This is a genomic window from Pedobacter terrae, assembly GCF_036946585.1.
GTDB classification, from domain to species: Bacteria; Bacteroidota; Bacteroidia; order Sphingobacteriales; family Sphingobacteriaceae; genus Pedobacter; species Pedobacter terrae_C.
This window is the reverse complement of the sequence record NZ_JAQIIV010000006.1, coordinates 51,662-69,058: the sequence shown is the minus strand read 5'-3', so window position 1 is coordinate 69,058 and position 17,397 is coordinate 51,662. Positions and strand designations below refer to the sequence as shown.

Here is a 17,397-nt window from a genome sequence, read left to right as displayed (position 1 = left end):
ACTAACTTAGTGTAAACAGTGCGCAGCTTAAGGCAATCATTGTAACTAACCAAATTCATACGTCTAACCAGGAGAGGGTCATGGATTCTCATGGAATTTAAGTTTAATAAATCAACTATACTGATATGCAGTCTATCCCGATGAATACCAAAAGTCAGATTCATTTTCAAAAAAACTGACCAATTATGCCAAAATCCCTGTTGTTATTTTTCTTTTTGTTATGTATCGCCGGGCGTACTAAAGCCGATCAACATGATGAGCGCCTGTTTGATATAAATGAAGGACTCTCCAATAATTCAGTAAGGTGTATATTTCAAGATCATTATGGTTATATGTGGTTTGGTACTTATGATGGACTGAACCGCTATGATGGGAGCATTGTAAAAGTGTTTCGTAACCGGCTTAAAGATGATTATTCACTTCCTCACAACTATATTTATTGCATTGCCGAAGATGCTCAAAACAATATCTGGGTTGGCACGGGGCAAGGCGTGGCCATATATAATGCACTAAGTGGAAAATTTGCGCCTGCATATTACTCGTCAAAACGAGGGGATAAACCCTACCAATTAACCGTTGCGGTGAACACAATAGTCCGTGATTCAAAGGGCAATTTATTTATTGGCACCAATGGGGCCGGAATGTTTTATAAAGGTAAAAAAGACAAATATCCCTACCAGATACTCAACAGCGAAAAAAAACAACCACTTACCAATGCCAATATAACAAGTATAGTAGAAGGGAACCAGAACCATGTTTGGATTACGGTAAGCGGTATAGGATTATATCATTTTGATGCCCAGCAAAAAAAACTGGTTATGGTAAATACGGAGACGAAGCTTACCAATTGTATGCTGGCGAAGGAAAATTATTTATGGGTTGGAACCAGAGAGGGCCTTTATCAATTTTCCATTATTTACGGCAACAAAATACCAAAGGTCTCATCCGGAAAAAAGCTTTCTAACGGGAACGTATTGTCACTCTTGCTAAATCCCGAATATAAACTTTGGATAGGAACTGAAGGTCGTGGTTTATCCACTTTGGATTTGAAGACACTACAATTTAGCCAAAATAAACTTACACAATACGGGGCTAACTATACCAGCGGTGAAACCATACCCTATATGTATAGCGATAAAGATAACCGTAAATGGATTGCCAGATTAAATGGAGGCGTTGTGATTATTGATAGTACCAAAAAGCACTTTCAAACATTTAGCAACAACCCACTTATCCAAAACAGCCTGGCTCACGATTATGTATCCTGCCTGACTGAAAAAGCCTCTGGCGACATTTGGGTTGGAACAGATGGAGGTGGCATAAGCCTGTACTCCGTCAAAACAAATCGCTTTTCCCATTTCAGGCACGATCCGGGCAAATCAAATTCTTTAAGCAACAACCTCGTTACGAGCATATTAACAGACAGAGCGGGCAACACTTGGATCAGTACTTTCGGAGGTGGCATTAACAGATACCATGAACAAACTCAATCCTTTAAGAGATATCACTGCATTAATGACAAAGGCCCGGAAAGCAATTATATCTGGCTGATTTACCAGGACCATCAAGATATAATTTGGGCAACCGCAGTTGTTGATGGAGGTATATACAAATTGAACACTCAAAATGATCAATTTGAACTCTTTGATGCGAGCCTTTCTGACCTTAACGCAATTAAAGAGGATTCTTTTCATCAGCTTTGGGCGGGTACTTCATACGATCTGGTAAAGATTGATACCCGGGCAAAAAAACATATTTATTATCCGGTAGGCAAGCCGGTTAGGGCCATATTCGAAGATCGGAATAAAAACCTCTGGCTTGGTACTGAAGGTGGTGGTTTGATCCTTTTCGACAGAGTAAAGGGAAAAATAAAGGCGCAGTTTTCTGATGCAGAAGGTCTGTGCAACAATTCGGTGCTTAATATTCTTCAAGATGACCAAGGATATCTTTGGCTTAGTACATACAATGGCTTATCTCGTTTCGAGCCGGCAAGTAAAGCCTTCAGTAATTATTATAGCGAGAATGGCCTCTCAAGTAATCAATTCTCTTATAATGCGGCCTTGCGCCTAAGATCAGGTGAAATGGCATTCGGCAGCGTTAAAGGTTTTACGCTTTTTAACCCTAAAAACTTTTCTTCAGACAAAGCTAACCTTCCGCCCCCATATCTATCTTCGGTATATGTGAACAATCGATTTATTAGTGCGACAGATGAATTAGTAGATCAAACCAATCAGGAACGGATTTCCGAATTGACCGTACCTTATAATGATGCGGTTCTATCACTCACTTTCTCATCCATAGATTTTTCAGATAAAGGGAAGATCAAATTTGCGTATCATTTAGAAGGCGGTAATAATGGATGGATGGAAACCACTGCCTCCAGTCCTGTGACTTTTCTTAGGTTAACAGACGGGAAATACATATTACATATTAAACGCAATAATTACATTGGCGGATGGGGAGCGGAACATCGTCTACTAATTATAAACGTACTCCCACCCTGGTACCGCAGCTGGCTGGCTTACCTTTGTTATGCACTTCTCGGTTCTGCACTGATTTATGCCTACAATGCTTACAGAGTGCGACAGGCAAATTTAAATTACGAGATCAAAGCAGCCCAGGCAAATGCGCAAAAGGAAAAAGAGCTGAGCGAAAAAAAGTTCGCTTTCTTTACCAATGTTTCGCACGAGTTTCGGACACCGCTGACCCTGATCATCAATCCGCTGAAAGATTACATACAACATCATCCGGCTTCTGGCAGTAAAGGAGGGCTTGATCTTGTTTACCAAAACGCAAAACGATTACTGAAACTGGTAGACCAGTTACTGCTGTTTCGAAAAGTTGGCGGGGAGAGTGAAGATTTAAAAATCGCAAACTTCCTTTTTCCGAAATCTGCAAAGAAGTCCATATCAGTTTCTCTGGCCAGGCCACATTAAAAAACTTAAATTACCAGTTTAAATGCCCCTATACCCCTATCGAGCTATATGCTGACAAAGAAAAGATACAGGCAATTCTTTATAACCTCATTTCCAACGCAATAAAATTTACCAAACCTTATGGCGAAATAAACATGCAGCTGTGGGAAACGGAAAATACAGTAGAGCTGAGCATAAAAGATAACGGAATAGGTGTTGATCCTCATGTTAAAGAAAAATTGTTCGATCGGTTTTTTCAGGTTAAAGAAAATAGCTCTGCATCAGGATTCGGTATCGGACTATATCTAGTAAAGCAATTTATGGATCAACATGGGGCAAAAATTTCTTATGAAAGCACGGCCGGAAGTGGAACCACCTTCTTTCTATCTTTCAGAAAAGGTAAAAGCCATTTTGGTAATCTAACCATTTATGAAGATGTTCCATCAGAAACCTTCCAGACTGAAGATCAGGCCAAACTAAGTCCGCCAACATTAAAAACAGATCCAAATCTGTTGCTTAGTACGCAAGACCTTATCCTAATCGTGGAAGACAATGAAAATATCCGCGAATATATTCAGGGTATATTCAAGCATGATCACCTTGTTATTACGGCTACCAGTGGAAAAGAAGGACTTGAACAAGCCATTAAACACTTGCCCGATATCATTATCAGTGATATCATGATGGAAGACAGCACTGGGCTAGAGCTATGCAGCGCCATTAAAAATAACCCTACACTCGGACACATACCCGTAATTTTATTAACCGCATTGTCTGATGCCGAAAACCGCTTAAAAGGCACCCAATGTGGCGCGGATGATTACATTACCAAACCTTTCGAAAAGGAGCTGTTGATGGCAAGGTTAAAGCTTTGCTTGAAAACCGGACCAACTCCAGCAATATTTTTACAATGAGATCACCCTTAAAAAACAAAATTTCAAAATCTCCCCTGAGTATCGGGAGTTTTTATCAACCTGCATCGATATAATAGAGCGGAATATTGGAGATGAATCTTTTAACATTAAAAAGTTTTCACAAGAAATTGGCATGAGCCATTCAGGCCTATACCGAAAGGTCAAATCTATCTCCGGCCAATCAATAGCCGGTTTCATCCGCTTCATCCGCCTTAGAAAATCTGCTGAACTCATGGTCGAATCCAATTATACCATTAAAGAAATCGCCTGGGAAGTCGGGATCAATGATATCAAATATTTCCGTAAACAATTTAGCGCATTATTCGGAATGAACCCATCTGATTATATAAAAAACTATCGAAATACACCCAACAAATAATTTATTTCCCCCACTTTTCAAGGAATCAATCTTCAAACGATCGCTATCAGCTTATGCATTAAGATACTTCGTTTCTCGTCATGAAGAACTTACCACAGCTTCAAGAAGTCTGCCACTATGCCCAGACCGATGATCGCGGTGGGACAAGCGGTAACTACCCTATCTATCCATCCTTTAATCTATTCTACATCGTAAATTATCTCTAGAATGGAAGGCATGCCGACAGTATTCAGAATTTTTACCTTCAACCCGGAAGAATTGAAGGCGCAAACCGGTCGATTTAATTTCACGCAAGCCCCATAGCGTTTCATTTAAACAACCAATTTTAAAAACTTATAAGATTATAAGTACATTTTTATGATGTATTTGTACCAACAATTACCCTTATTTTAAGGGTTTGAAAAACCACAAATAATTAAAACCTGAACCAAAAGTGCAGTTTATAATAAAAGCGATGATCAAAACCGCTTTAAGTAAGCGCAGACGTGAAAATTGGCGATTTATCCCCTCTTATTTGACCGATTTATTCCCCCGCCTAACATCATCTCTCATGCTAGATTAGGGCTCATAAAATGATCGTAAACCAAACTTAACTGAATCCTTTTATTTAACAGATACCAACAGCAGGGAAAAGTAGCAATGCCCTACCTATTGTTGTATCAACAGGCAGTATACTGTACATAAAACATTTGTACAAGCTAGCCTTGTAACCAGATATAAAATAGCACTAACCAAACAAACCGGCCATCAACAGAAACCGGTTTGAATTCTATAAACCAAATTATAAATCCATAAATGCCTATGCATAAAAAACAATAGTATATCCTTAGTACTAAATGATTCCGATCATAATTATTAACTCCAAATAGAACTATATGAATAACCAAACTTTACAAAAAAAAATTATTCCCAAAATCCTTCTACTGTTCCTACTGGTAGTACATTCATCAGCTTTGCACAAAACAACGAGATTATTGTTACCGAAAGGTCAGCTCTGATACCACAACAATTGTTGGTGTAACCGTACAATTGAAAAATTCAAAAAAAACAGTCTCTACAGATGCCGAAGGAAAATACTCCATAAAAGTACCTTCAGATGGTATTCTCATTTTCAGTTATACTGGTTTCGAAAAGCAGGAAGTTCCTATCAACGGCCGTCCTGTGGTTAATGTGTTGCTAAAATCAAGTGAAAACACGCTGAATCAGGTAGTGATAACCGGTTTTGGCGGTTCGCAAAAAAAGGCGAGTGCCATCAGTTCAATTACAACAGTAAACGTAAAAGAATTGAAAGGGCCAACCGGAAACCTTACCAATACCCTGGCAGGTAGAATACCAGGGATGATCTCTTTTCAGCGAAGTGGTGAGCCTGGTTTAGGTACAGATAACTCTGCATTTTTTATACGTGGCCTTTCTACATTTGGTTCAGGTAAACAAGATCCTTTGATTTTAATTGATGGGGTTGAATCATCCACTACCGATCTTGCCCGCCTCCAGCCTGATGATATCTCAGACTTTTCAGTACTGAAAGATGCAGCTGCGGCGGCAGTATACGGTGCCAGGGGAGCAAACGGAGTGGTACTGGTAAACACCAAAATGGGTAAAGAGGGTACCACGCAGTTTTTTTTCCGTGCTGAAAACCGCATGTCGAGCAATACAGAAAATTTCAAGCTAGCAGATAATATCACCTATATGCGCCTGGCTAATGAGGCATTGCTTACCCGATCGCCATTGGCTAAACCCACTTACAGTGAAAGCAAAATTAACCATACCATTGCAGGAGACGACCCTTACCTCTACCCAAGTAACGACTGGATGGGTCAGATGATCAAAAAGAGAACGCTCAACCAAAGTTATAACCTCAATATCAGTGGTGGTAATGCACGTACCAAGTATTATATATCAGGTACTTATAATCAGGACAATGGGGTTTTAAAGGTAGACCCTATCAATAACTTTAATAGCAATATCAAGCTGGCAAACTATTCCATCCGTTCGAATATCAGCCTTAACCTCACCAGCACCACACAATTTAATATTCGCATGTATGGTCAATTTGATGACTATAATGGGCCAATCGGCGGAGGTCAATTATCATTTAACAATGTACTTTGGGCCAATCCGGTGATGTTTCCTGCCCTTTATCCCAAATCAAAGCTACCATATTCAGACCACCCCTTATTTGGCTCGGGCCGTATTGTAGAGGCAGGCAGTCCAACCTCAACACTTTACGTAAATCCTTACGCAGAAATGGTGAAAGGTTACAACGTATACAAAACCTCCAATATACAGCCACAGCTTGAACTCCAGCAAAACCTAAATGCCATCACCCCGGGATTAAATTTCCGAACAATGGCTTATTTAAGAAGATATTCGTTCTATTCAGCAGACCGGAGTTATAATCCTTTTTACTACGAAGCCGTTGTGGATCCGGTTACGCTTGATTATAGTTTAAATGTACTGAACAGTGGAACTGGCGTAACTGCCGGAACACCGGGCACCGAGTATCTTGGCTTTCAACAGACAGGGAAAAAGCTGGATTCGCGTTTTTGGCTGGAAGGTGCACTGACTTATAATCGCACCTTTAAAAAACACGCGGTAAGTGGCTCTTTAATATCGTTTATGTCCAACTATGAAGCAGCCGACGCAAATGACCTGACGGCATCTTTACCACAGCGAAACCAGGGTATTTCAGGCCGTTTTTCTTATGGCTTTGATGATCGGTATCTGGCAGAGTTTAACTTTGGCTATAATGGTTCAGAACGTTTTGCAAAAAAATAACCGGTTTGGCTTTTTCCCCTTCTGCGGGTATAGGTTACCGCATTTCTAACGAAAGTTTTTCAAGCCATTAAGAAGTGTGATCGACCAGCTTAAATTCAGGGCTACGTATGGATTAGTAGGAAATGATCAGATCGGTAACATCGGCGACCGCTTTTTCTACCTGTCTAATGTCAACTTAAATGATGGTGGCTATGGTGCATCGTTTGGAACCGGAGACGGAATTCCATTTTATAGTCGCCCCGGAGTTTCCATTTCCAGATATGCGAATAACAACATTACCTGGGAGGTAAGCAGATCCTTGAATATTGGTATGGATTTAACTGCATTTAAAGATCTTAACCTTACCGTAGAGGTATACAAACAGTTTCGTTCACAAATATTGCAACCAAAATCCAGTGTAGAATCTGCTGCTGGCTTTGAAGCTTTACCTTTTGCCAACTTTGGAAAGGCCGAAAACCCAAGGAATTGACTTCACCATGGCCTACCAGCGTTCTTTTAGCGGTGGTGCCTGGGTAAATGTACGTGGAAACTTTTACCTATGCGACCAGTAAGCTAAAAGTAAGTGATGAAATCCAATACGCTCCTAACATTGCTTATTTATCAAGGGTTAATCACTCCCTTTCGCAAAGCTGGGGTTTAATAGCTGAAAGATTGTTTGCAGATGAGAAAGAGGTGGCCAATTCCCCGCTTCAATACGGAGATAATACATTGCGAGGAGGGGATATAAAATATAAGGATGTGAATAAGGACGGGATTATCAATGATGATGACATGGTACCAATCGGTTATCCACAACAGCCTGAAATTATCTATGGATTTGGTATATCCAGCGGTTTTAAACGGTTCGACCTGAGTTTCTTTTTTCAAGGTTCCGCGAGATCTTCATTTTTTATCAGTCCGGATGCTACGCAGCCATTTTTCATGAATGGTGGTTTTCAAAACAACTTGCTACAAGCCATAGCAGATAACCACTGGTCTGAAGATAAACAGGACATGTATGCTTTCTGGCCTAGGCTCAGCACCAACCGGATTTATTCAAACAATAGGCCTTCAACATGGTGGATGCGCAATGGTAACTTTCTTCGCCTGAAAAGCGTTGATCTGGGATACAATATTCCTGAAATAAAATCACTGAGGTTAAGAAGTACGAGAGTATATTTTTCTGCAACTAACCTATTCGTCTTCAGCAAATTTAAAATGTGGGACGTGGAAATGGGAGGCAACGGACTAGGGTATCCGGTTCAGTCTGTCTACAGCATTGGCGCACAATTCAACTTTTAAGTAACAACAAGACACTTTCATATGTATAACATGAAAAAACCATTAAACCAAAATAGGCATATCGGTAAAATTTACCGGATTACAATGCTCATGAGCATTATAATTGCCATTACATCTTGCAAAAAGTACCTTGATGTAGTACCTGATAATGTTTCTACTATTGATAATGCTTTTAAATTAAGATTAGAAGCGGAGAAGTATTTGTTTACACTTTATTCCTACCTGCCTAAAAATGGCGACGGCTGGTATAATCCGGGTATGGCCGCCGCAGATGAGATCTGGTACCCTCAGGATGATCAGGCACAATGGCACGCTGCTTTCCGAATTGCAGAAGGACAACAAAATAAGGCAGAACCTTACTTTAACGATTGGACTGGCGCAAATAAAGGTCAGAATATAACAACCAAGCCAATATGGGGGGAATACGGAACTGTAATGTTTTTTTAGAAAACCTATCAGACCAAACTAAAGTACCAGACATTACGCCGGCCGAGCGTTCGCGCTGGATTGGAGAAGCACTGTTCCTCAAAGCATATTATCATTATTATATGTTGCGCATGTACGGTCCTATACCGTTAATCAACACCAATGTGCCTGTAGATGCCGACCTTGCCGGAGCTTATGTAAAGCGCAAACCTATAGACGAATGCGTAAGTGCCATATCCAACTGGTTTGATGAGGCTGCCAAGTTATTGCCAGACCGCATACAGGATGAAAACACACAAATGGGAAGGGTTACCAAGCCTATTGCATTGGCGATGAAAGCAAAGTTATTGATGATGGCCGCAAGTCCGTTATTTAACGGCAACAGCGACTTTGCAGGCTTCAGAGATAAAGAAGGCAACATTTTATTTAATCCAAGCTATGATCCTCAGAAATGGATAATTGCCCGTGATGCGGTGAAAGCAGCTATTGATGCTGCTGCCAATAATGGTTTTGGACTTTATAACTACACCAATGATGGATTGGGGCTAAGTGATACCACAAGAATACAACTCAGCATACGCAATGCCATTACCAAAAAATATGGTGTAGAATGTGTCTGGGGAAATGCGCAATCCTATTTTATCAACGAATGGTTATGCATGCCTCCTACTGAAGATAATGGCGTAAACGGCAGAGGGCCTGGCGCAGGTGTTTGGGCACCGCCAATCAAGATCGCGAAACTATTCTATACTTCAAATGGAGTACCTATTGAGGAAGATAAAACATTAGATTTCAGTAAATACAGCCAGTTGAGAACAGCAACAGATAAGGAACGTTTTTACATTAAAAATGGCTTTACAACCGCTCGGCTTAATTTCGACAGGGAACCGCGTTTCTACGCAGACCTTGGATTTGACGGATCCATTTGGTACATGAAAGACGGTAATAGCAGAGGCAGTGATGAGGATAACTTTTATGTGAAAGCCAAAAATGGAGACAAAGCGGGCTTTGGTAATGATTTCAGGAACTGGAGTGAAACTGGGTATTTCATTAAAAAACTGGTGAACTGGGAATCTACCACTAACAATAATTCGGTTGCTTGGCGCCAATATCCTTGGCCGAAGTGAGGATGGCAGATCTTTATTTACTTTATGCCGAGGCCGAAAATGAAGTAAATGGTGGTTCAACCCTGGCCATAACAATATCTGGATAGAATAAGGTTACGTGCCGGACTTAAAGGCATTATCGAGTCCTGGACAGCATATTCAAATAACCCTAGAAAATATAGCACTAAAGAAGGTTTGCGTGCCATTATACACAGGGAGCGCGCGATCGAAATGATGTTTGAAGGACAACGTTTTTGGGATTTGCGTCGCTGGAAAGAAGCATCAGAAGAACTTCAAAAAGACATTACCGGCTGGAATATAATCGGCAAAACCGATGCCACATATTATCAGGAACGCTTCATCTTTAGTCAGCGTTTCATCGCCCCGAGAGATTAATTCTGGCCGATCGGTAACTATGATACCCGACGGAACACTAACCTGGTAGAGAACCCAGGATGGTAGTATGAAAAAATGAATAGGTAAATATATTTTATATGAAAAATAAACTAAAAATCCTGTCGATAATAGCTTGTTCCATCATCCTTTTAGCTTCATGTAAAAAAGGGGAAGAGCTAAAGACCAACGAACCTGTCGACAATGACCCAACTGCTCCTGCTCAGGTGAGTATATAAGCGTAGTTAACCAAAATGGAAAAGCAACTATTACTTATACTGTACCTAAAGACCCTAGGTTGCTAATTGTAAAGGCCGTGTACAATTTATCATCCGGCAAACAATATGAAGCACAAACTTCCTATTACAACAACTCACTGGAAGTTTTGGGCTTTGCCGATACGGATGAACATGAAGTAAAAGTATACTCTGTTAGTCGTTCAGGCGTATCATCAGCACCCATAATCGTAAAGGTAAAACCCTTAATTGCCCCGATCTGGCAAACATTTAAAAGTTTAAAAGTGCAAAATGCATTCGGCGGTTACAATCTAACTGCATCTAACCCGTCCAAAGGCAATGTAAATATCATGGTAATCGGCAAAAACAGTACAACGAACTTGTTGCAGATTATGATAAAAGTGTTTTCACCAATATAGACAGCATCTTTTCTAAAGTAAGGGGATTGGACACAAATGTTCACCGTTTTGGCTTTTTTGTTCAAGACAGATGGGGAAATAAAACGGATACCATATATCAAGACATTAAACCAATATTCGAAGTGCAGCTACAAAAATCCAGATTCCAGGAATACAAGCTTCCTGGCGATCCACCTATGTGGGGAGCAGTAAGTAAAGCCTGGGATGGCAGATATGGTTGGGAGGCCTGCTTTACACAACAGATAGCCGGTGGTAACGGCCGCATACGGTAACCTTTAGTCTGGGCATATCGGCAAAACTCAGCAGGATTTGGATGCGTCCTTATGCCGAGGTTAATCCACTAAGGTATTACTATTTACAAGCCATGCGCCGTTTTGAAATTTACGGATCAGATAATCCAAACCCCAAATGGCGCATTGGATAGAAGTTGGACTCTTTTGGGTTCTTACACCATCACTAAGCCATCAGGCTTGCCTTATGGCGTTGAAAATGACCTCGATACCCGAACCGCTGAGGCAGGTTTCGACTTACCATGCGATCTTTCTGCACCAAAAGTGAAGTATCTGCGTGTACGTTGCCTGGAGAATTGGGTAGGCGGAACAGGTTTGAATATTGATGAGCTAACCGTATATGGTGATACCCGATAACAATCAGCAACAAACGCCCCTGGTATTCAGGCCATGTGCCAGATTTAAAAAAGGGAACTAAAATATTATAAAATGGAAAAAAGAAAATTAATAATGATCACAACCATGGCAACGCTAATGCTTGCTATGGTTTCCTGCTCCAAATGGGATGATTTTAAAAAATATACTGCTGATGGAGAAACAATTTATAGTGGCAAGTCGATTCTTTAAAAATAATGCCGGGAAGGCTTCGCGTTCAACTAAAAGGCAAATTATCAGCAGATGCCAAAATTGAAAAGATTAAGATTACCTGGAATGATAAAAAAGACTCTTTAATTTTTGATATCGTAAAAACAGGAAGACCTGAAACTATAGAGAAAATTTTTAGTGTAGATGAAGGTGTAAAAAATTTTACTGTACAGACCTTTGATGCCAGTGGTAATGCTTCGTTAATCGTAAACGCGACCGGGATGGTGTATGGCCCCAAATACGAAAGCAATCTTTTCAACCGCCCGATTCTCAACGCCGAACTGCTAGATAACGGCAGCGCAAAAATCGATTGGGATACTTTTGATACATCAACAGGCGCAAAGGGAACATGGATTACCTATACTACAACAGCAGATAAGCGGACGACAGTATTTTCAGAAATTGGTGAAAGTGCTGCAACACTGTTAAATTACAAACCAAATACAATCTTTAGTTACAAAACAATGTATTTGCCAGTTCCAACGGTTATCGATACCTTATATTCAGCATTGGATACAAAACTTATTCAATAAATGCTGATGGGGATATCATCACTTCAGTTGTACTAAAGGACAATTTCTATAAATGATGTAACTAAGAAATCGTTAAATTAATTAATCTCTAAATAGCGTTCTCTCAACCGCGATGACTGCCCATAAAAGCGGGGAGAAATCTTCTACAAGTTGGAAGATTTCTCCCATTCGCGTGCTTCACGGGATATGATCAGGTAGAATCACGACAAATTTGTCATACTGATTCATTTTAAAAGTGAAAACCATATTAATTATGTTGAATCACAGCATGGTTAGTATCTTTAACCCAAAAAACCTTAAAATAATTAAGTTGACGACCGCTTGAATCAGAAGTTGGTTTTTGCCGCCAAGACGCAATAATAATTGACAAACCCAGGTTAAAAGATCAATATAATCGATTTATGAAACCTTAAAAAGCTTCCATTACAGCTTTAAATCACTATTCTGATCATAATTTCCTTCATTAAAATTTCAAGTCGTTAGCTATTGAAACCCATTCAAAGTTACTGTATGATGCAAGAAATGACTTCTTTTATTGAAAGCTTAAGACAAATTTCTATCCGGGCTTGATTCAAAAACCCATTAATATACATATTAAAAAATTCCTCAAGGGAGTAAACATCTTTTACCTTTGCTTGTTAATACTACATAAACGTAATAAAAGTAGAATTGTAATTACCATGACGTAGGTTGATCATAAAAATTGACTTATGATTGAATCTCTACTCTGGAAAAACAGAAATAAAGGCAATGTTAAAACACTAAACATGCAAACTCATCAGCAGCAAATTTCAGATCTGATTACGCTTAACGAAGAACTTGAAAATTATTTCGCCAATACCATTATACCCCAGCTTTTTGTCGATTCAGAACTGATTCTACGGAAATATACCCCACCAGCCATGAAACAGTTTTCGCTAAAAGCTGATTTCATTGGCAAATCACTGCTGGATGTTCATGAAAATTTCAGGTTTCCCACGATCATTGAAAATATCAAGACTGTGATTGCTACCGGAAAGATCCTGGAAAAAGAAATTCAGACTACTGACATGCGCTGGTTTCAGATGAATATCCTGCCTTATATCAAGCGAAAAGACAACAAAACAAATGGCGTGATTATCACTTTTGTTGACATCACTGCCAGAGTCAAAGATCTTCGGGATCAGGAAAAATTGGTGGCCGAGCATGAACTTCTGCTCGACACTATTGCACACGACATAAAGAACCCCATATTGGCGCTAAGCCTTTCATTATCTGCCATGAAACTGGATGTTGAAGGAAAGGCGAACAGAATGCCAAAATTGATTGTTGCCATGGAAAGAAGCCTGAGCAACATCAAAAATGTAGTGGAAGATCTTGTGCAGGCGCATTGGGATAAACAGCGCAATGAGTCTGCCGAAGAGCTTATAAACCTGGAAAATATAATTGAAGATGTAAGGCTATCGATTTCCAGCTTAATTCATGAATCGGGTGCAGTTATTGAAACGGATTTAAAAGCGACAGAAATCACTTTTGTGCGCAGAAAATTACGGAGCATCCTTTACAACCTGGTCAGCAATGCCATAAAATATACGCCAAAGAATAGAAAACCCCAAGTAAAAATTCAAGCTCAAAAATGTGGTGAATACTTGCTCTTGAAAGTATCTGATAATGGAATTGGGCTTACAGAAGAAGCCAAAGCCATTATTTTTGAAAAATTTAAACGCGTAAAAAGCGGCGTAGATGGATCTGGTGTGGGCTTATATCTTGTTCATACGATAGTGAACAATACCGGCGGTAAAATAGAAATCGAAAACAATGCTGAAGTTGGTACGGTGTTTAAAATATTCCTTAAAAATTAGTCCTACATTTATCTATCGCTTATCATGTTAGGGTTCCAATTTAGATAGAACTGTATCTTGATAGACACCCTGATTCCAGCATAATCAGCTTTCTAAAAGATGTTATTTTTCGTTAAATACTATTTAATAATTTCACCAAGTCCCATTTTTTCCTCATTTTAAATAAAAAAATATGGCAAAAAACTTTTGGCTGCAATGCTATTGCTGATGATATTAAGCTGTAAAAAAAATGGCGATGACGATATTACTGCCTACCGTTGGAAGCGAGATCTGTACAGGGCGCGGGTTCATAGCGAAGGGCCTGCAGTATTTTATTCTAAAGACCCAAATGTTTCCAAGAATCAAGATTGCCGTCTTTTTAGGCTCAAGCTTTGTGATCTTAACCGAACACCGCAAAAATATACAGCAAGACAGTATTTACAATGCCAGTGGAAGAGCCCAGATTTATAAGTATGAGAAAGTTGATGATTAATTTTTTTAATACCTATGGGTTTAAACCTAAAAGTCCCGGCAATTGGCCAGGACTTCTATTTTTTAACACCTTATAAAGGTAGTGCTTGTAGCTGATTATTATGGTCAATCTTTTGGTTCGCCGATTAAGCGTCAACCTGTTGATGTATGCCTACCAAACATCTCTAAGTTTTAGTTCTTATCTGGTCTCAATCGGAAGCACTGCAGCCTTTAAACCTTTAGCAGAAACACTTAGATTTAATTTTCCAGCTTGTTCTGTTGATTGAACGGTGATAACCAGTTTACCTTTAAAGGTCTTCATTTTTGGGAGGTGAAACAATTCCAAACTGGTCGGATCGCCATTGGGCCACAGCTTTATATGTACCACTTCCGGTAACTTTAAAAGCTAAACTATTATCTGCATCGGGACATAAAGTACCATTGGCATCTACCACACTTGCCGTAATGTAGGCAAGATCCTTTCCATCAGCATCCAAGGTTTTACGATCAGATGCTAACAAAATATGGTGTGGCTTGCCTGCTGTTTTAAACGCTTTGTTCAGCAACAGGTTTACCATTTTCGTCATAAGCAATCACCTTGATTTCTCCAGGTTCGTATTTTACATTGTTCCACATTAACCGATACCTGCTGGTGCTGGTTGCTTTATTTTTACTTTGCTTACCCTGGCTTTTGTTGTTGATAAACAATTCTGCTGATGGATAATTGGTATACGCAAACACCGGGGTAACTTGTCCCCTCACGTCCAGGAAAAGTCCAGTGTGGCACAATATGCAGGGTGGGTTTTTCAGGATTCCATTTGCTCCTGTAAAGGTAAAAACGATCCTTAGGGATACCGGCCAGATCAATAATCCCAAAATAAGAGCTGTGCGACGGCCATTTTTTCATCATAAGGCGTAGGTTCTCCCAAATAATCAAAACCTGTCCAAACGAATTCGCCAATTACATATTTCAGTGAATCCTGCATCATAAATTCGTCGTCAGGAATCTGCGACCAGTTACAATATTCCAGATCATATGATGAACTTTGATTGTCATCGTACATTTTCATTTTCTGCGGCACTACAGGGAATTTATACACCCCTCTGGAGCTAACGGTAGAGGCCGTTTCAGATCCTAAAATCATTCCCTGTGGCAAGCGTTTGTACGCTTCGCCATACCAGAATGGTTTATAATTAAAGCCTGGAATATCCAACACTGAGGCAAAGTTATTATCAAGGCCGTCTTTTATCCTGTCCATACCCGCGGTTACCGGCCGGGTTGGATCTTCACGGTGGCATATATCCTGTAAAAACTTTAAAATCTTGCCCCCCTTCTTTCGTCGATTGATCGGGTACTTCGTTTCCGATACTCCACATCACCACAGAAGGATTGTTTCTGTTGGCATGGATCATATTTATAATATCTTTTTCGGCCCACTCATCAAAAAGGTGACTGTATCCATTAGTCACTTTCGGTGCTTTCCACTCATCAAAAGATTCGACCATGAGCATAAATCCCATTTCATCGCATAACTTGACAAGCTCTGGCGCGGGGCATATTATGCGACGTCCTGATGGCATCGCAACCCATATCTTTTAATAACACAAGCTGCCTGCGCAAGGCAGCAACATTAATAGCGGCTCCAAGTGGACCTAAATCGTGGTGGTTGCAAACACCTTTAAATTTGCGGTAAACACCATTTAGCGAAAACCCTTTTTCCGCTTCATATTTAATGGAAACGGATGCCGAAGGTAGTGGCGTATTCGTCCTTTAAACTACTGCCGGCATATAATTTGGTTACAGCGGTATACAGATTTGGCGTTTCCGGCGACCACAGCTCAGGTTTTCCAACCACTAAATCCTGCTCAAACTCATTCAAATCACCTTCATTCAAGGTTTTGGTTGCTGAGGCTACCGTTTCCCCTTTTGCATTTATAATTGTGGTTTGCAGGCTCAAACCGTTATAGTTTTCCACTTAGAGAACTTACCTGAGTTCTTATTTTTACACGCGCAAAATCTTTATTGATTATGGGGGTGGTGATATAAGTGCCCCAAACCGGGATACTTACCTCATCCGTTATGATGACGTGCACATTCCGGTATAAACCCGCGCCAGGATACCAGCGCGAGGCTTCAGGCAAATTTTCCAGGCCGATCGCGAGTGTATTTTTACCGGCTTTCATTTTGTCGGTGATATCAATTGAAAAAGAATTGTAGCCATAAGCCCAGTGTCCAACAGCTTCTCCATTCAAGAACACTTTAGGGTAACTCATGGCACCATCAATTAGTATTACTGCTTTTTTACCTTTTGTAAAAGCAGGTGCAACAAAAATATTGCGGTACCACGCCTTACCTACAAAAGGCAAGCCACCTGTTCTTCCTGTTTTTAATGATGCCGTTTGCTCTCCATTTTGTACAATCTGTACGTTCTGGCTATCGTTGTTGCCATCAAATGGGCCTTTTATGGCCCAATCATGCGGTATACGTACCGTTTCCCACTTGCTGTCATCAAAAGCAGGATTTACGGCTTCAGGAAAATCACCTTTGCTAAACTTCCAGTTTTTTTCCAGCAGGTATTCTGTCCTGCCCTGTCCGTGCACTGTACCACAAAATAGCGCAGCTAATAAAAAAATAGATATACCCCGATATAACGTTATTTTAATTGCATTCATCCTCAAATCTAAATGTTAAAACAGTGCTCAACAACTTAGGGAATGAACAGGTTAAAATAAGCCAATAAATGGTTTAATTTTAATTGGTTTGCTTCAGCGGCCTGGTTCATTTCAGATTAATAATCAAAATTTTACACTAAGCAAAACATTAAACAGAACTTGTTTTGGACTATAATTA

General features: G+C 40.0%; 26 protein-coding genes. 18 read left to right on the top strand and 8 right to left on the bottom strand.

Annotation, left to right across the window (positions count from 1 at the left end):
- Nucleotides 1–185 precede the first annotated feature (185 nt).
- From PGN18_RS11040 to PGN18_RS10960, 18 genes are all read left to right on the top strand, one after another.
- Nucleotides 186–2,936: a ligand-binding sensor domain-containing protein gene (locus tag PGN18_RS11040; RefSeq protein WP_335319549.1), complete on the top strand. Its 2,751-nt coding sequence runs from the start codon at nt 186–188 to the stop codon at nt 2,934–2,936.
- Nucleotides 2,891–3,829 carry an ATP-binding response regulator gene (locus PGN18_RS11035; RefSeq protein WP_335319660.1) on the top strand — a complete coding sequence of 313 codons (939 nt, stop codon included), beginning with the start codon at nt 2,891–2,893 and terminating at the stop codon, nt 3,827–3,829. The genes PGN18_RS11040 and PGN18_RS11035 overlap by 46 nt, the downstream gene beginning before the upstream one ends.
- A 1-nt stretch (nt 3,830) precedes the next feature.
- The gene (locus tag PGN18_RS11030) at nt 3,831–4,208 is read left to right on the top strand and encodes a helix-turn-helix domain-containing protein (protein ID WP_335319659.1); all 378 of its coding nucleotides are present in this window, start codon (nt 3,831–3,833) and stop codon (nt 4,206–4,208) included.
- Between the two features lie 942 nt (nt 4,209–5,150).
- Complete coding sequence (locus PGN18_RS11025) at nt 5,151–6,986, top strand: SusC/RagA family TonB-linked outer membrane protein (protein ID WP_335319658.1); 1,836 nt, start codon at nt 5,151–5,153, stop codon at nt 6,984–6,986.
- Nucleotides 6,987–7,062: 76 nt separating this feature from the next.
- Entirely contained in the window at nt 7,063–7,455 is a 393-nt protein-coding gene (locus tag PGN18_RS11020; protein WP_335319548.1) for a hypothetical protein, read from the top strand.
- Nucleotides 7,456–7,508: 53 nt separating this feature from the next.
- The gene (locus PGN18_RS11015; protein ID WP_335319547.1) at nt 7,509–8,267 is read left to right on the top strand and encodes a hypothetical protein; all 759 of its coding nucleotides are present in this window, start codon (nt 7,509–7,511) and stop codon (nt 8,265–8,267) included.
- A gap of 30 nt (nt 8,268–8,297) precedes the next feature.
- Nucleotides 8,298–8,714 (top strand): hypothetical protein, encoded by a 417-nt coding sequence (locus PGN18_RS11010; RefSeq protein ID WP_335319546.1) that lies wholly within the window; start codon nt 8,298–8,300, stop codon nt 8,712–8,714.
- On the top strand, nt 8,681–9,820 hold the full coding sequence (locus tag PGN18_RS11005) for a RagB/SusD family nutrient uptake outer membrane protein (RefSeq protein ID WP_335319545.1): 1,140 nt from the start codon (nt 8,681–8,683) through the stop codon (nt 9,818–9,820). The genes PGN18_RS11010 and PGN18_RS11005 overlap by 34 nt, the downstream gene beginning before the upstream one ends.
- Before the next feature lie 2 nt (nt 9,821–9,822).
- Nucleotides 9,823–9,906 carry a hypothetical protein gene (locus PGN18_RS11000; RefSeq protein ID WP_335319657.1) on the top strand — a complete coding sequence of 28 codons (84 nt, stop codon included), beginning with the start codon at nt 9,823–9,825 and terminating at the stop codon, nt 9,904–9,906.
- Nucleotides 9,899–10,195 (top strand): RagB/SusD family nutrient uptake outer membrane protein, encoded by a 297-nt coding sequence (locus PGN18_RS10995; RefSeq protein ID WP_335319656.1) that lies wholly within the window; start codon nt 9,899–9,901, stop codon nt 10,193–10,195. Before PGN18_RS11000 ends, PGN18_RS10995 begins: the two co-directional genes overlap by 8 nt.
- A 232-nt stretch (nt 10,196–10,427) precedes the next feature.
- On the top strand, nt 10,428–10,847 hold the full coding sequence (locus tag PGN18_RS10990; protein WP_335319655.1) for a DUF4959 domain-containing protein: 420 nt from the start codon (nt 10,428–10,430) through the stop codon (nt 10,845–10,847).
- 26 nt (nt 10,848–10,873) lie between these two features.
- On the top strand, nt 10,874–11,119 hold the full coding sequence (locus PGN18_RS10985) for a DUF5126 domain-containing protein (RefSeq protein WP_335319544.1): 246 nt from the start codon (nt 10,874–10,876) through the stop codon (nt 11,117–11,119).
- Between the two features lie 41 nt (nt 11,120–11,160).
- A complete protein-coding gene (locus tag PGN18_RS22410; protein WP_442955351.1) occupies nt 11,161–11,271 on the top strand; it encodes a hypothetical protein in 111 nt (36 codons plus the stop codon).
- The gene (locus tag PGN18_RS10980) at nt 11,222–11,494 is read left to right on the top strand and encodes a DUF5000 domain-containing lipoprotein (protein WP_335319543.1); all 273 of its coding nucleotides are present in this window, start codon (nt 11,222–11,224) and stop codon (nt 11,492–11,494) included. The genes PGN18_RS22410 and PGN18_RS10980 overlap by 50 nt, the downstream gene beginning before the upstream one ends.
- Before the next feature lie 72 nt (nt 11,495–11,566).
- Nucleotides 11,567–11,704 carry a hypothetical protein gene (locus PGN18_RS10975; RefSeq protein WP_335319542.1) on the top strand — a complete coding sequence of 46 codons (138 nt, stop codon included), beginning with the start codon at nt 11,567–11,569 and terminating at the stop codon, nt 11,702–11,704.
- A gap of 5 nt (nt 11,705–11,709) precedes the next feature.
- Nucleotides 11,710–12,255, top strand: a complete 546-nt coding sequence (locus tag PGN18_RS10970; RefSeq protein ID WP_335319541.1) for a DUF4998 domain-containing protein — start codon at nt 11,710–11,712, stop codon at nt 12,253–12,255.
- A gap of 710 nt (nt 12,256–12,965) precedes the next feature.
- Nucleotides 12,966–14,096, top strand: coding sequence for a sensor histidine kinase (locus tag PGN18_RS10965; RefSeq protein ID WP_335319540.1), 1,131 nt, complete (start codon nt 12,966–12,968; stop codon nt 14,094–14,096).
- A gap of 328 nt (nt 14,097–14,424) precedes the next feature.
- The gene (locus PGN18_RS10960; protein WP_335319539.1) at nt 14,425–14,568 is read left to right on the top strand and encodes a hypothetical protein; all 144 of its coding nucleotides are present in this window, start codon (nt 14,425–14,427) and stop codon (nt 14,566–14,568) included.
- 177 nt (nt 14,569–14,745) lie between these two features.
- Here PGN18_RS10960 and PGN18_RS10955 read toward each other — a convergent pair whose 3' ends face one another.
- Genes PGN18_RS10955 through PGN18_RS10920 form a run of 8 tightly spaced genes read right to left on the bottom strand, consistent with a single transcriptional unit; the run spans nt 14,746 to nt 17,219 of the window.
- Nucleotides 14,746–14,868 (bottom strand): hypothetical protein, encoded by a 123-nt coding sequence (locus PGN18_RS10955; RefSeq protein WP_335319538.1) that lies wholly within the window; start codon nt 14,866–14,868, stop codon nt 14,746–14,748.
- The gene (locus PGN18_RS10950; protein WP_335319537.1) at nt 14,855–15,133 is read right to left on the bottom strand and encodes a hypothetical protein; all 279 of its coding nucleotides are present in this window, start codon (nt 15,131–15,133) and stop codon (nt 14,855–14,857) included. Before PGN18_RS10950 ends, PGN18_RS10955 begins: the two co-directional genes overlap by 14 nt.
- The gene (locus PGN18_RS10945) at nt 15,093–15,422 is read right to left on the bottom strand and encodes a DUF4982 domain-containing protein (protein ID WP_335319536.1); all 330 of its coding nucleotides are present in this window, start codon (nt 15,420–15,422) and stop codon (nt 15,093–15,095) included. Before PGN18_RS10945 ends, PGN18_RS10950 begins: the two co-directional genes overlap by 41 nt.
- Nucleotides 15,410–15,805, bottom strand: a complete 396-nt coding sequence (locus tag PGN18_RS10940; protein ID WP_335319535.1) for a hypothetical protein — start codon at nt 15,803–15,805, stop codon at nt 15,410–15,412. The genes PGN18_RS10945 and PGN18_RS10940 overlap by 13 nt, the downstream gene beginning before the upstream one ends.
- Nucleotides 15,806–15,833: 28 nt before the next feature.
- A complete protein-coding gene (locus PGN18_RS10935) occupies nt 15,834–16,058 on the bottom strand; it encodes a glycoside hydrolase family 2 TIM barrel-domain containing protein (protein ID WP_335319534.1) in 225 nt (74 codons plus the stop codon).
- Between the two features lie 10 nt (nt 16,059–16,068).
- Entirely contained in the window at nt 16,069–16,281 is a 213-nt protein-coding gene (locus PGN18_RS10930; protein ID WP_335319654.1) for a glycoside hydrolase family 2 TIM barrel-domain containing protein, read from the bottom strand.
- Nucleotides 16,277–16,522, bottom strand: a complete 246-nt coding sequence (locus PGN18_RS10925; RefSeq protein ID WP_335319533.1) for a hypothetical protein — start codon at nt 16,520–16,522, stop codon at nt 16,277–16,279. Before PGN18_RS10925 ends, PGN18_RS10930 begins: the two co-directional genes overlap by 5 nt.
- Nucleotides 16,509–17,219, bottom strand: coding sequence for a sugar-binding domain-containing protein (locus PGN18_RS10920; RefSeq protein WP_335319532.1), 711 nt, complete (start codon nt 17,217–17,219; stop codon nt 16,509–16,511). Before PGN18_RS10920 ends, PGN18_RS10925 begins: the two co-directional genes overlap by 14 nt.
- Between the last annotated feature and the right edge of the window lie 178 nt (nt 17,220–17,397).